This is a genomic window from Lentzea roselyniae, assembly GCF_039537795.1.
Classification (GTDB): Bacteria; Actinomycetota; Actinomycetes; order Mycobacteriales; family Pseudonocardiaceae; genus Lentzea; species Lentzea atacamensis.
Genome location: NZ_BAABBE010000071.1, coordinates 1 through 13,725, shown reverse-complemented (window position 1 = coordinate 13,725; position 13,725 = coordinate 1). Strand labels below are relative to the sequence as shown.

At 64.1% G+C, this 13,725-nt stretch carries 16 protein-coding genes and 1 pseudogene; 7 read left to right on the top strand and 10 right to left on the bottom strand.

Features of this window, described 5'->3' with window-relative positions; translation table 11 throughout:
• Positions 1–172: 172 nt before the first annotated feature.
• Positions 173–421: a hypothetical protein gene (locus ABFX45_RS44850; RefSeq protein ID WP_346137213.1), complete on the bottom strand. Its 249-nt coding sequence runs from the start codon at positions 419–421 to the stop codon at positions 173–175.
• Positions 422–1,404: 983 nt separating this feature from the next.
• Between ABFX45_RS44850 and ABFX45_RS44845 the strand changes: the two genes are divergently transcribed.
• From ABFX45_RS44845 to ABFX45_RS44820, 6 genes are all read left to right on the top strand, one after another.
• Positions 1,405–2,208, top strand: a complete 804-nt coding sequence (locus tag ABFX45_RS44845) for a hypothetical protein (RefSeq protein ID WP_346137212.1) — start codon at positions 1,405–1,407, stop codon at positions 2,206–2,208.
• A complete protein-coding gene (locus ABFX45_RS44840; RefSeq protein WP_346137211.1) occupies positions 2,205–2,861 on the top strand; it encodes a cytochrome c oxidase subunit 3 in 657 nt (218 codons plus the stop codon). Before ABFX45_RS44845 ends, ABFX45_RS44840 begins: the two co-directional genes overlap by 4 nt.
• 11 nt (positions 2,862–2,872) lie before the next feature.
• Positions 2,873–3,178: a cytochrome C oxidase subunit IV family protein gene (locus ABFX45_RS44835; RefSeq protein ID WP_346137210.1), complete on the top strand. Its 306-nt coding sequence runs from the start codon at positions 2,873–2,875 to the stop codon at positions 3,176–3,178.
• A gap of 211 nt (positions 3,179–3,389) precedes the next feature.
• Positions 3,390–4,541 (top strand): terpene synthase family protein, encoded by a 1,152-nt coding sequence (locus tag ABFX45_RS44830; RefSeq protein WP_346137209.1) that lies wholly within the window; start codon positions 3,390–3,392, stop codon positions 4,539–4,541.
• Positions 4,542–4,929: 388 nt separating this feature from the next.
• The gene (locus ABFX45_RS44825) at positions 4,930–6,354 is read left to right on the top strand and encodes an FAD-dependent oxidoreductase (protein WP_346137208.1); all 1,425 of its coding nucleotides are present in this window, start codon (positions 4,930–4,932) and stop codon (positions 6,352–6,354) included.
• An 88-nt stretch (positions 6,355–6,442) separates the two neighbouring features.
• A complete protein-coding gene (locus ABFX45_RS44820; protein WP_346137207.1) occupies positions 6,443–7,798 on the top strand; it encodes a cytochrome P450 in 1,356 nt (451 codons plus the stop codon).
• A 198-nt stretch (positions 7,799–7,996) separates the two neighbouring features.
• Here the strand turns inward: ABFX45_RS44820 and ABFX45_RS44815 are convergent, their stop codons facing one another.
• The 9 genes and pseudogenes from ABFX45_RS44815 to ABFX45_RS44775 all read right to left on the bottom strand — a co-directional run bounded on the left by ABFX45_RS44815 (position 7,997) and on the right by ABFX45_RS44775 (position 13,473).
• Positions 7,997–8,152: a hypothetical protein gene (locus ABFX45_RS44815; RefSeq protein ID WP_346137206.1), complete on the bottom strand. Its 156-nt coding sequence runs from the start codon at positions 8,150–8,152 to the stop codon at positions 7,997–7,999.
• Between the two features lie 45 nt (positions 8,153–8,197).
• A pseudogene (locus ABFX45_RS44810) lies at positions 8,198–8,311 on the bottom strand (IS30 family transposase); the annotation flags it as partial.
• Positions 8,312–8,623: 312 nt separating this feature from the next.
• A complete protein-coding gene (locus ABFX45_RS44805; protein ID WP_346137215.1) occupies positions 8,624–8,887 on the bottom strand; it encodes a helix-turn-helix domain-containing protein in 264 nt (87 codons plus the stop codon).
• 261 nt (positions 8,888–9,148) lie between these two features.
• On the bottom strand, positions 9,149–9,931 hold the full coding sequence (locus ABFX45_RS44800) for an SDR family oxidoreductase (RefSeq protein ID WP_346137214.1): 783 nt from the start codon (positions 9,929–9,931) through the stop codon (positions 9,149–9,151).
• A gap of 14 nt (positions 9,932–9,945) precedes the next feature.
• The gene (locus ABFX45_RS44795) at positions 9,946–11,094 is read right to left on the bottom strand and encodes an acyl-CoA dehydrogenase family protein (RefSeq protein WP_346137205.1); all 1,149 of its coding nucleotides are present in this window, start codon (positions 11,092–11,094) and stop codon (positions 9,946–9,948) included.
• Between the two features lie 68 nt (positions 11,095–11,162).
• On the bottom strand, positions 11,163–12,221 hold the full coding sequence (locus ABFX45_RS44790; RefSeq protein WP_211337802.1) for a 2-hydroxyacid dehydrogenase: 1,059 nt from the start codon (positions 12,219–12,221) through the stop codon (positions 11,163–11,165).
• Complete coding sequence (locus ABFX45_RS44785; RefSeq protein ID WP_109642955.1) at positions 12,212–12,487, bottom strand: hypothetical protein; 276 nt, start codon at positions 12,485–12,487, stop codon at positions 12,212–12,214. The genes ABFX45_RS44790 and ABFX45_RS44785 overlap by 10 nt, the downstream gene beginning before the upstream one ends.
• Before the next feature lie 429 nt (positions 12,488–12,916).
• A complete protein-coding gene (locus tag ABFX45_RS44780; RefSeq protein WP_346137204.1) occupies positions 12,917–13,084 on the bottom strand; it encodes a TOTE conflict system archaeo-eukaryotic primase domain-containing protein in 168 nt (55 codons plus the stop codon).
• Positions 13,072–13,473, bottom strand: a complete 402-nt coding sequence (locus ABFX45_RS44775; protein WP_346137203.1) for a TOTE conflict system archaeo-eukaryotic primase domain-containing protein — start codon at positions 13,471–13,473, stop codon at positions 13,072–13,074. Before ABFX45_RS44775 ends, ABFX45_RS44780 begins: the two co-directional genes overlap by 13 nt.
• On the opposite strand from ABFX45_RS44775, the gene ABFX45_RS44770 reads away from it, so the two are divergent.
• Positions 13,460–13,725: hypothetical protein (locus ABFX45_RS44770; RefSeq protein WP_346137202.1), on the top strand; the 266-nt coding region annotated here is incomplete at its 3' end. The two genes, ABFX45_RS44775 and ABFX45_RS44770, sit on opposite strands and share 14 nt — an antisense overlap.

The window sequence follows — 13,725 nt, the reverse complement described above, 5'->3', positions numbered from 1 at the left end:
CCAGCACGTACAGTGCGGTAAGGAGGGTGTTCAGGTCTTTCGTCACACATTGATCTTGAACACCCTCCTCCCATGCCCCGGCACCGGGCCGACTTCACCCGAACTTCACGGAATCAGTCATCTAGCGGACGCTGGCCCGTCTTGGTGGCGTGATGTGGGCAGCGATCTTTACCTAGGCAGTCGTCACATCCTGAAAAACAACGGCGAGGCCGCCTCGCGCCCGAGTCTGGTTACGCAACGCGCTGCGCTGCCCGATCTGTCCCACGTAGGCCGGGGAGATGATCGGAAACCCGCGATGCCACAAGAACAGCATCACCTGACCGCCGACCTGCAACGTCGGCACGTACAGGTTCGGATAGATCCGGTCCAGACACTCGATGTCCAGCACGGTCTGACCGGCGAGAATGTCATTGATTGTCACCACACGCGCGCTCGTGGCACACCTCCGCGACCACGACTACGCCACCAAGCATGCGCTCAACCACAGTGAGCGCACCAGCCCAGCCACACCGCTCGGCGGTCCGAGGCGAGGCCTCATTAGTGTCCTGCGCCGGAATTCGCCTGCAAAGCGTGCGAGTGACTCGAGGATCTGGTTGGCGGTGCAGGTCCAGACGTAGGGCTCGGGCTCGGCGTTCCATTGCTTGATCCGCTCGCGGATGTCTCTTTTCACGGCGGTGATCGAGCAGTGGGCGCTCCGGCTCGGCAGCTCACGCTGATCTCGGCGAAGAAGTGTTCGAAGAGGTTGAGCCAGCTTGACTGGTTGGAGTGAACTGCAGGTGGAACTGCGGATGCTTGAGCAGCCAGGTCTTGATCGCCGGGGTTTGTGCGCTGAGGTTGGCGAGGATGACGACCGGCGGGCAGTTGGTGTCGATGGTGCGCAGGAGCTTCCGGTTGGCGTGGAATATCGACCTGTGCGTCTGATCTCGGCCTGCAGAACAAGGAGTCGATGGTGCGTTACGCCACCGCGTGCCGAACAGCCAGAGCGCATCGGTTGATCAATTGCTGTGAAGACATGGAAAAACGGGCAGAACATTTTGCACATGTTGACTCTGTACTTCCGCAGCCGTCCTGGGCACCGGCATAGTGAGGGACAACACATGAACACTCTCCGCGTCCCTCGTTTCTGACCGGACCAGCCCGCCTCCGGGTTCGCCGAAGATGGCCTCACCCACGGCTTTTCTGAAACCGAACACGTCACCGAGCAAACGCGCCAACACTACAAACTCCGATGCCGCTCCGGCATGCGCGACGGCAGCAGTGCTCCGGACCGGCACCACGGCGACATGGTCGCCAGAGGGAAACGCCTCCTGAATCAAGTAACTCCGGTACCCGAGTGAGAATCTTCTGGACCCGATGGTGATGTCTGCACAGGCAATAATTCCAGGAGGAAAGGAATAGATCGATATGACGCCCCTGGCTCACCGTGTCTGCCTGTGGGCAGGCCTTGCGACGGCGATCGTATTCCTCGTCGGCTTCATCCCTCTTGCGGGGTTCTTTCCGGTCCCCACTCCGGACTGGTCAGCCGAGCGGCTGACGGCCTGGATGGTCGACCACAAGGTAAGGCTCCAGGCCGGATGTGTCCTGATGATCGTTGGCGGGACCCTTTGGGGAATGTGGGCGGCGGGGCTGACGTTCTGGACACGGGAGCCCGAGAATCGGTATCCGGTGCTGTACCTTCTCCAGGCCATCATGCTGGGGGCCGGGGTGGCCCTCTTCGTACTCGCGACGTTGTGCTGGGCCGTCGCGTCCTACCGCGCGGGTGAGATCTCCCCGGAGATCACCCAGACGATTTGGGACATGGGCTGGTTCATGTTCCTCTTCACGGCCCCACCGTTCATCATTTGGGGGGTGTGGCTAGCCCTGGGCATCCTGTGGAACCCGCCTGAGCAACAAGTCTATCCGCGGTGGTCCGCATACATGACGCTCGCCTTGAATCTGTCGTTTTTCCCGCCCATGCTCATGATCTTCTTCGACGCTGGCCCCGTAGCTTACAACGGGCTGCTGGTGCTGTGGCTGCCGCTGAATGAATTCTGCGCGTGGGGCATTGTGATGACCATTCTCGCCTTCAGGGCGATCGCCCGCCAAGAGGCACTGCAGCAGGAATGGGAATGCCGCGCGGCTACTTTTGAACAGCACGAGCTCGCAGCAGCGCCCTCCTCCGCGAGAGACCGCACTCTCAGCCAAGTGGAAGGAACCCGGTTCTCATGAGCAACACGCCGGCCACGAGTGTCCAACGACCGCAGGTGGACCACCGCGTCAGAGGCGACCTGGGCAAGGGCGACGCGACCGGGGGCTACGGATTCTGGGGATTCCTGTTTTGCGACATGGTGGTATTCACGGGATTCTTCATCACGGCCATTTACGAACGTGGTCAGGATCCCGCCGTTTTCGCGCACGGAAACGCGGAACTGAGCATGACGTTCGGCGTGGTCAACACCGTCCTGCTGCTCAGTGCGTCCCTGTTTGTAGCGCTGGCCGTTCAATCCATCCGGCAGGCGCGAACGCATGCAGGTCGATGGCTCTTGGCAGCCGCCGGAGTCTGCGGCACGGCGTTCACCGTCAACAAGGGATTCGAGTGGTCCGCGAAGGTCAGCGCCGGGCGAACCCCCCAGGACGACTTCTTCTTCCAGTTGTATTACGTGCTCACCGGCTTCCACCTGGCGCACGTGATCGTTGGGGTGGTCGTCCTGTGCTTTCAGTGGCACCGCGCTGGCCGGATCAAGCCTGTCCCAACGGACACCGATCCGGCACGGCTGGAGCGAATGCGAACGGACCAGAGGTTCGTCGAGAGCGGGGCGAACTACTGGCATCTGGTCGACCTGCTTTGGCTGGTCCTGTTTGCGCTGTTCTATCTGATCTGAGGAGGGAACCAATGTCCGCATTCGACACGGACAGGCGCACCGGCGACGGGGTCCATGTGGCCAGGGTACCCATCGTTGGGGCGTGGGTGACGCTCATGGCACTCACCCTGCTGGGGTGGTGGCTTGGCAGGTACCACGGCCTCGGAACCGGCCGGTGGCTCACGGCCGTGATCCTGATCGTCACTTTCATCAAAGTTTTCCTCGTCGGCTACGTCTTCATGGACTTGCGGCACACACCACGGCCGATTCTGCTGGCCTTCGCCAGCGGATGCTTCGTGGTGTGCATGGTGCTCATCGCGCTCGCCAACATCCTCTGAGACCCCTGGGTGCTCGGATCACCGCCAACCAGGGCAAAGGAACTGCATCGGATCGGCAAGTATCCCGCTGGGGCTCCGGTGAGCCGGAAGCGCGCGGCCGCACGAGGCATCGGCTGGATCACCGACCAGATCGACCACCTCGTCAGTCACCATGCCAACCTGCGCATTCTCAACGCCGTCGCCAAACGCCTTAGAAAGGAAACCCGCAGAAATGCAGGATTTCTTCGTAAACGATGGTCATAAAGAAAAAAACGGGCTGGCGGGAGAGAATGCAGCCGAGAGTGTCAGCGTGAGCGGTGGCCCCATGACCACCTCCGCTGGCTTCCCCCGTGAGGAGCCATGGCAGGGCCGGGTCGAGTTCGATATTCCGTTCGCTCCTCAGATCAACCAGCATCTGGCCCAAGCGAGTTCTCAGCTTCTCTCCTGGATCACCGAGTTCGGCCTGCTTCGGAGCTGCGAGGCTGTTGACCACTTCGTTTCGTGGCGCCCCGCGGAGCTGCCGGCCCGCTGGTTCCCCGACGCTTCCGCTTCTGATCTACAGCTGGGAACGGACCTGCTGGCCTGGCTGATGCTCCTCGACGACCAATTCGACGGTCCTTTGGGCCGGAGGCCCGATCAGGCGATGCGCGTCGTAGCGGAGCTGATCAAGGTATTCGATCCCCGTGACGTTGGCCGCCAAGCATCGGCGCCGGCCGCCGTCCAGGCTCTGGAGGACCTGTGGGCTCGGGAGCAGGAGGGAATGACGGCTCGTTGGCGCGCACGAGCAGCCCGCAACTGGTGTGAGTACCTGCGGTCGTTCGTCACCGAGGCCGACAACCGCCGCCGCGACCATATCCCCGACACAGCCGAGTACCTCGAACTGCGAGACAAGACGGGCATCATGTATGTCCTCCTGGACGCTGCCGAGCGGGTCGGTCGCTACGAGGTTCCCGAGCCCGTCTACCAGAGCCCTGCCTTCCAGGAGATGTACCGCCTGACAGTGCTGGTCGCCAGCGTTGTCAACGATCTGCTGGGCCTGAAGAAGGAAGAGACCCGAGGCGATCCGCACAATCTTGTCCTTGTCTTGCAGCGGCAACGGACCTGCAGCCGGACGGAGGCATTGGCTGAAACCGTTGCCATGGTCCGGGGATGGACAAATCGATTTCTGCAGCTAGAAGCCCTGATACCGGGAGTTTGCGATGATCTACACATTGCGATCACCGATCGTGTCGCCGGATACAGGCTGATCGGCGCCATGCGCGCCGCCATGCGCGCCAGCTACGACTGGTGTGCGATCAGCGAACGCTATGCGAGCGAGTCGATCGCTTTTCTCGGCACGATGGGATGCCTAGACGACATCGTCACCACGACATCCCAAGAATAGAGAACGCACCGAGACGCCCCTGAATCCTGCTAGCCAAGACCTCCGCGACACTGCGGCCTAGCCGTCGTACCCTCCCCATGCTCCTCGGAACCGGACAGACCAGAGCCATCCTCGTCATAGGACTCGTCGCTTACCCGGCCTGCCTCTGCCTCCGAGACTTCCTCCTTGTTCAAGCATCGGCCACCCGACAAGCACCGTCTGGGGCCTGACGTTCACCTCGGCTGGCGCCCTTTGGTTCCTCCGGCGGACGGCAGACTCCGGCCTCCTCACCTACCAGAGCTGCTGGCGGCTCCTGCTGGCCCTGCCCTCGGCGCATAGACCTGCGCTCGGAGTCGCGCAATTTCAAGGTTGTGAGTGCCCCGAATACATGGAAGGAGAAATACCGGGCATGGACGGCAACGTCGAGAATTCCAAGCCACCTCGCTGGGAACGCGCGGTCGTGATCGGGAGCGGACTGGCGGGACTGATCACCGCGGCGGTGCTCACCCGGCATTTCCGCGAAGTCACCGTCCTGGAGCGCGACAGCCCACCTGCCGAAGCGGCGCCTCGCAAAGGAGTGCCACAAGGCTGGCATGTGCACGGCCTGCTCGTCGGCGGAGCGGACTCCCTCGAGAAGGTCTTCGCCGGGTTGCGGTCCGAACTGAGCGCCGGCGGCGCTCAAACCTTTGACCACGGTGAGGGGGCCCGGTTCTATCTGCCGGACGGGCAACCCCCCGTCCGGGCCGTCGGTCTCAATGTCCAGACCTTCAGCCGCGGGTTCCTAGAGGCGGTTGTCCGGCGGCGGGTTGCCGATCTTCCGTCCATCCGGTTCGAGTACGGGGTGACGGCCGACCGGCTGTTCGCCGACCAGTCCGGCGGAAGCGTCCGGGGTGTCGACGCCGTTCGGCACGGCGACGGAAAGGTCGTCCGGCTCGAAGCGGACCTGGTCGTAGACTGTTCGGGCCGGTTCTCCAGGGTGGCGGATTGGCTGGAGGGCATCGGCTATCCGCGCCCCGCGGAGACGGTCGTCGATCCCCAGATGGTCTACGCTTCGCGGTTCTACCAGGGCCCTGACACCAACTGGTCGGTCCTCTATCAACCCGTATGCTTGCCCAATCGACCGCGCGGTGCCTACGCAGTCCGGGTTGAGGACGGCAGGCTGCTGGTCACCCTGCTCGGCCTCGCGGGATACGCGCCTGCTGCAGGCGAGCACGGATTCGATGAGTTCCTTATGAGCGTGGGCAACCCCGAACTTGAAAAAGTCGTCAGCGCCTCACAACCAGTCTCGCCCATCCACCGGTTCTCCCGGACCGAGAACCGTCGCCGAGAACTGCACCGCATGCGTCATTGGCCGGACGGATTCATCTGTCTCGGCGATGCCTATTGCACGTTCAACCCGGCCTACGGGCAGGGCATCACCGTGGCGGCCAAGTCCGCGCTCCGCCTCGACCGTGAACTCCGCCGCAGCCGCGACCTATCCGGGATGTCCCGCAAAGTTCAGCGGGGCCTGCACCGCATCGCATTCAATCCCTGGATGATGGCAACCATAGACGACCGCGTCTGGGCCGCACACATCGCCGGACAGCAACCGTCCCTCCACGCCCAAGTCGCAGGCAGGTACAAGAACCGGCTCTACCGCCTGATCCTTCACAACGCGAACGCCCACCTCATCTTCGCGCAGGTTTTTCACGCGATCAGACCTCCGACAGCCTTGCTGAGCCCACGAATCCTGTACGGCGTACTACGTGAACCTAAAGAACCATGCGGCGATCCCAGCCGGCACGGTCGCCAGAGCGGCCATGACATCCGGAGCGGGCGGCGGCGACTGAGCTGAGGCATCGCACTCGCAGCCGAGCACCGCTCATCCGACATCACCCCCCGAAAAACCACACACGCCGCTTTTGCGAAACCGGAGCACGGATATGACCATTAAACCCACCGGGCAGACGAGGATTCCGCTAGCCCCTGGCGCGTGGCCGATCATCGGCCACAGCCTGCGGCTGCTACGTGATCAACTGGCGTTCCTCGGATCCCTCCCCGCGCACGGCGACCTCGTGCGAATCAAAGCAGGCCCCCTGAAAGCCGTTGTCGTCTGTACCCCGGAACTGACCCGCCAAGTACTGCGAGACGACCGCACCTTCGACAAGACTGATCGCCTCTGGGAGCACATGCGCGACGCGCTCGGCAACAACCTGGGCACCTGCCCACGGGCATCTCACCGAAGGCAGCGAAGGCTGGTCCAACCCGCCTTCCACCCTTCCCGTCTGCCCTCCTACGCAGACGTCATGGTCACTCAAGCCGCAGACGTCGCAGCTGCCTGGCACGATGGGCAGGTCCTGGACGTTCCCGCCGAGATGGGGAAACTCATCACCAAGATCACGCTGGCCACGCTGTTCTCCGAAAGCCTCTCCGCCACGAAGCTGGACCAGATGCACGGCGACGTCAGAGGCCTCCTGGACACCGTGACCAGCCACTTGCTCATGTGGCCGCCCCTGGACCGCCTACCCCTGCCCATCAACCGCACCTACCGGGCCACACGCTTCAGGCTCCGGCAAGCCGCCATGCAGATCATCACTGAACGACGGAGCAGCACCCACGATCACGGCGACCTGCTTTCAGCACTCATGACGGCCACCGACCCGGAAACGGGCGACGCACTGACCGACACCGAGATCACCGACACCATCATGGCTTTCCTCATAGCCGGAATCGAGGTCGCCGCCGCCATCCTGTCGTGGGCACTGCACGAACTCGGCCGCCACCCCGACATCCAGGCGCGGCTCAACACCGAAGTCGACACCGTCCTGGCCGACCACCCAGCGACTCACCGAGACCTGCCCCACCTCGACCTCACCGGCAGGATCATCGCCGAAACCATCCGCCTGCACACCCCCAGCTGGCTCCTCACCCGGGCCACGACCACCGACACGAGGCTCGGCCCGTACACCCTCCCGAAAGGCACCACCATCATCTACAGCCCATACCTCATCCAACACCTCGAAGACCACGACCCCACCCACCAGACCTTCGACCCCGACCGGTGGATCTCCCAGCCTCCCCGCGACGCCGGTATCGCCTTCGGCGGAGGAGCCCGCAAATGCATCGGCGACACCTTCGGCATCATCGAAACAACCCTCGCACTGGCCTCCATCACCAAGCATTGGAACCTCCACCACCTTCCACACCAAACCGTTCGCCCGACCGCCACCCTCGTCTCCCGCCCTGACCAGCTCCACATGCACGCCCACACCAGAACCCAAGACAGGCGTTCCACCTGACGAGGGAGTGTGAGCGTGGAATCACGGCGTCCACAGCGTCGAATCGTAGATCGAGTACGCCCCCTCAAACCCGCTGGTCAGGGCGTTTCAAGTGGCCCGCCCTTCCCCGGCTTCGTCGAGGCGCTGTGCGCCGGCCATGGCTACGACCACGACAAGTGCCGTCACCTGGTGTGCAGCGAGCACGGCTGATCGTCCCGGTCAGCTCCCGGTCGCGTGCCGCACGGGCCGATTCCGGGCGGGAGCGGCCGCGTAGTGCGTCGACGGCGCGATGTCGGCGAGCGTCTGCGCGAGCGCCTGCAGGACCGGCTGGACACCGTGTTCCTCCCGCTGGGAGTCGACGAACGCGATCGTCATCGGGACGGACGGTCCAGCTCCGCCGCGAAGAAACCGGCCTTAGATTCAACCGGTCAAGGCAACACTCTCGGCCGGCGTGCGGAATCCCAGGCACTTGCGGGGTCGGTTGTTGAGTTTCGCGGCGATGGTGTCGAGGTCGTCCTGGCTGAACGTGGACAGGGTGCCCGGCCGGTTCCCCGGCGTCGATCTCCTCGCGCTTGACCGGGGTCCGCAGCGCCTCGGGATGGATCCCGAGCTGCTCGGCGATCCGCTTGATCGCACCGGTCGCGGTCGCCGGGTCCGACAGGCCTCCACGGGCATACTGGTCGCCCGTTCACGCAGCTCGTCTGGGTACTTCTTCGGTGGGGCCCATCCATCAGTCCGCATCATCCAGGCTTGATGGTCTCCATCAAGCCTGGTGCGGAAAAGACACCGCTGACCGGGTAGACCAGTGCGTGGCGTTGACGGGGGCCGACTCCAGCGTCGCGGTGATCACTGCCTCGATCCGGTCGTCGGTGATCGTGCGCGGCCGCCGGCACGCGGCTCGCCAAGCAATCCGTCCAGCCGGTCGGGCACGAACCGTGACCGCCATTTCGCCGCTGTCGCCCGTTGGATCTCCAGCTCCGCTGCAATCTCGCTGTCCGAGCCGCCTTCGGCGCACCGCAACACGATCCGCGCGGCGCAACGCCTGTGCCTGTGCTGTTTCCGGTGCCGCGTCCAGGCTCGCAACATGCTCGCCTCGTCGTCGAACAGCACCAACTCAGGCAGCGTAGGGGGTTCGGCATGCCGCCGAACCCCCTACGCCTGGACACGAACAAACGACACAGGACACTAGCGGGAGCCCGAACTCGATGCCGCTGTAGCCACACAGGCCGGCTCCGCCGGCTGATCTGTGATGACATCCAAGAAGCCTTCCTCAGCCTCGCTTGCTCGATCATCTGCTGGCGACGCCTCCAACGCCGCCGGCCATTGCGTCAGTACCTCGAAGCAACGAGGGCTGGCTGGCCGCCATCGTGGTCAACGCATGAACAGACCACCGTTGATGTCGAAAGTCGCTCCGGTGATGAATTCAGCAGCGTCCCCGGCCAGATATGCCACGAGGGCCGCCACTTCATCGGCGATTCCGAGGCGCCCTAATGGAATCGCAGCAGTCATCTCTGCCAGTGCCTCAGCTGGAACGTCGTCGATCGCCGGGGTGCGGATCGCAGCCGGAGCAACAGCGTTGACGGTAACGCCGGAGCCAGCGAGTTCTCGCGCGAATACCTTCGTCAGCGCGAGAACGCCAGCTTTCGCCGCGGAATAGTGCGCACCGGCGACAGTGCCTCCCTGCTGTCCCGCGAGAGAACCCAAGTTCACAATGCGTCCCCACCTTTGAGCTCTCATGTGGACAGCACACAACCTGCTCAGTACGAAAACGCTGCGCAAGTTGGTCGCCAGTACACCGTCCCACTCGTCCAGAGGAATGTCCCAGATAGACCCCGTCGCTGTCCAAGCGGCGTTGTTGACCAGTATGTCGGGTGGATGCCAGATCGAACTCACCAGCTCGAGCGCCTCCTGCAGTTCATCGACGTCCTGAACATCGGCCCGGACGGCGATCGCGGTCGACGCAGCCTGATCCAGAGCGCACGCATTCGCGCGTACCAGAAGTTCGTCTCGATCCAGCAAGGCCACACGCAGCCCTGATCGATGCATGGTCGAGGCGATCGCGGCACCCAGGCCGCGGCCTGCTCCAGTGACGAGCGCTACGCGGTCGGTTCTGGTAACCGCAGGCTGTGCGAGCAAGGTTCCTTGTGGTTGCACGGCCAACCTCTCGCTCACAGAACAGGACCGGTCGGAAGCGAGCGCCCGAGCAGTACCCGACCGTAGATTTCGCTGCTGGTCTGCAAGCTGAAAGCGGCATGCCGCGACGCTGTCTCGAGGTCTCGCCATGCCCGTTGCAGGACCGTGCCGTCGGCGAAGCTTCCCGCACCACCCGTGTCGAGCAACAAGCTCACCGCGTCGCGGGAGCAATGAACCGCGTGACTTGCGTCCATTCTCAGACGTGCACGGCTGCTCTTGTCCGGCCTGCCGCCAGCACGTGCGTGGGCGTCTACTTCGTCCGCTGCACGAGCAAGATGCAGCCGAGCAGTGTCGATCATCACCGCCGCTCGCGCAACGTTGATCTGATGTGCGGGTGCTTCTGCGAGTGAGGTGTAGAGAGGTGATGCAGCGCGTTTTCCACCGATTGCGGCGGCGATCACCGTCTCGAGCACTGAAACGGCGATGCCCACACAGGTCCCGACCAACGGCAAGTTGATCGACAGGTGGAATGTCACGCGAGGCTCGTCTGGATGCCTCGACCGGTACTCGCCATCGGCCATCGCGTCGAGCGAGACCACCCACTCGTCGGCAACGTGCAGCCCGTTCGTCGCTACGGTATCACTGCCTGTTCCTCGCATACCTGCGACGCGCCAGGTGTCGATCACCTTGAGTTCACGGGTGGACACGAGTGCCATTCCGCGCCGTGGCCCGGACATTTCATCGGTCCATTGGATCCCGAGCAATGCCCAGTCCGCGTGATGGACCCCCGACATCCAGGACCAGGTGCCCTCGATGGTAAATCCCCGCGTCGTTCGCGTCACAATTCCGGAGGGATTCGCCGTTCCGCACACGATCGCATCCGGGTTCTCCGCCCATAGGATCCTCCGGATTCGATCATCCAACTGGCCAGCGAACAGGCAGCCCCCGTACGCGATACCAACGATCCACGAGCTCGCTGCGCACCCGCGTGCGAGCTCGATGCACACCTCGGTCACCATTCGGACGCTCGCACCATGCCCACCCCAGGCGACTGGTGTACCCAGCCTGAGCAGACCGGCCTCGCGGATGGCATGGAGACTGGGCAGGGTGATGCGACGCTGCTGTTCGGCCTCGGATGATTCCGACGCGAGCAGAGGTATCAACGATCGGGCCGCTGCAATCATCGGCTCACAGGCTGGTCCTGCGAGCGGTGCTGCGGCTCCTTGCAGCGACACTGACTGTGCAGGCATCGTCATTCTCGTTTCTGGTCGAGGTCGTTCGTCAGAGCGCAGTTCGATCGACTGATAGGCCCTTCCGGGTACTGCACGACGTGGTGCAGAGGCCTGTTCAACGCGAACCGCCAGATCTGCTGCTGGACCAGGCCCGTCAGTCGCGACCTGAGCGTGCTGGTGAAGGCACCGACGTGAGGCGTGATCAACGAGCCTGGCGCCCGCCACAGAATGTCGTCGGCCGGCAGAGGTTCGGGATCCGTCACGTCTAGCGCTGCCATGATCCGTCCTGCGCGTAGCGCGGCGACCACAGCGGACGAGTCGACAACCGAGCCTCGCGACATGTTGACCAGAAGCGCGCCATCTTTCATGCGTGCCAAAAAGCGTGCGTCGACCAGGTTGCGCGTCGCGTCGGTGGCAGCTGTGGCCACGACGATGACGTCCGCCGACGGTACCAATACAGGAAGCCGTGAATGGGCCTGCACTTCACCGCGTAAAGACATGCGCCTGGTTCGTCCGACCCTTGTCACGGTACAACCGAACGGCGCCAGCAGGCGGTCGACGGCGGCCCCCACAGCCCCGTAACCAATGATCAGGACAGATGCGCCGAACAAGCTCCTGCCGATCGCCTGAGCCCACCTGCCCTCGGTCTGTTGCCGCACGAAGCCGGGGAGACCCCTCAGCGAGGCGAGGATGAGCGTCAGCGCCAGTTCAGCGGTGCTTTCGCTGTGCACACCGCCTGCGCTGCACAGGACGACGTGATGCGCTCGCCGCTGCAGGAGTGGAACGAGGTGATCGATTCCCGAGCTGAGCGCCTGCATGACGGTCAGACCGGTCATTTGGCTCAACGGCCGTCTGATGACGGAGACGTCCTGCACGAGTGGGTGCACGTAGAAGTTCGCCAGCGCGGGGTCTTCTGGCAGCTCTGCTGAGCCATCCCAGGTCACGTAGCTCAGGTTGTCGGGCAGATCGTCGAACTCATCAACGCGGAACGGCATCCACACCGTTTTCCTGTCGCCACGCCGCCCGCGCGAACTCAACGGCTGACCAGCCACCGACCGAGGCGCCTTCTTCACACCCACTGGCGCGGTCCGTCGGTCACCACGAGCATGCGTTGCCAGGCTGGATCCCGAGCCTGGGGGGCGAAGCCGAGAAAGGCGCCGTACCGGGAGCCGAACGTCTCGCCATCGTTGAGTACGGACCGCATCTCGTGGTAACCGGTGACAGACCAGAACTCGATTCCGAGACGGGCCGGCGTGCTGTGCTGGACGGGTGCGTCCGCGCGCATCCTGTACCACAGCTCGAAAGGCGGCGCCTTGACGTATGCCGCAGGGTCTCCGAGGTCCACTGTGGAATCCATAGCTCAAGATGCAACCACATAGCTGAACGCCGGGAAGGTTGCGTTCCGCCACACGGAACCCGTACTGGTTCGGGGCGCGCAGAACCTGACCCGATCCTCGCGCCACGCCACCGTCGGGCGCCCAGGCGACGGAATCTGTTCCCCAATACGCACGTGCCTGCTGGGGCGGTTGCCCGCGAGCTGGGCTGTCGAGCACCTGTGCCAAAGACGAGCGGCGCCGGATCGCCGCGACCGAGCTCAGAGAGGAACCTCTGAGGCGGCCGAGCACGCCGAGTTGGTTGGCCAAGTAGGCCGGCCCCGACGAGATCGTCGGCGTCGCCGGCACCGCCGCCCTTGGAGGCGAACGCTTCACCGCGGCAGTGGGCCAGCGCCGCCACGGCCATCGGGGCGTCGAGGCCGGAGGTCCCGGCGGCGATCTCAGAACCAACCCGACAAGATCAAAGTATCGGCAAGATCATTCTGTTGGGCGGTCTCGGCGGGCACGGGCGCGGCGAAGAACACCCACGCGTGCGCGCCGACGCCCGAACGCGACACCTCCAGCGCCGCGGGCACCGACCACGTCCGGGCGGCCTTCAGATACGCCAAGGCATCGAGCATCGCCGCCTGTCCATCGAAGTCGGCCGCCAGCCACCAGCGCACAGGTCACCCTCCAGCAGCGGGTACAACCCGACGTGCGTGGCACCGGTCAGGTGGGCGCGTAGAACGTCCTTGTCGAGCGGCAGGTGGTCCGGGTTCTTGTACCGCACGCCCTTGCGCCACCCGCCTCGCACCGCCGGTAGCCATCCGGCCTTGCCGGTTTGGGTGTTCTCCCACCGGGTGGCATAAAGGTCGGTCCGGGCGGCGAACAGGGCAGCGAAGAAGTCCCCCTTCACCTCCTGAGCCGACTGCCGGTCGACCGGGCCGGGGTGCGCTTCGAAGAAGCCGGTCTGTGCGGGACCGGGTGGCGCTGCCTGCTTCGGAGTGAGCTCCAGCAACCGCAGCAACCGTGCGTTCTCGGAACGCAGTTGGATAGCGGGTCATCTTGCGGCGCCCGTACATCTGCTCTGGCTTGCCCCGCAGCTCGCGCAGGGCGTTCTCCAGATAGGCATCGGTGACATCACGGGCCGAGGGTGGCCGGCGGCGGGCCTTGCGGTAGGTCCTGGGCGCGATCTGGATTCCGTGCTCGGTGAGCACATCACAGATCGACTCGACGCCGTAGACCTGGCGGTACTCGTCGATGAAACCAA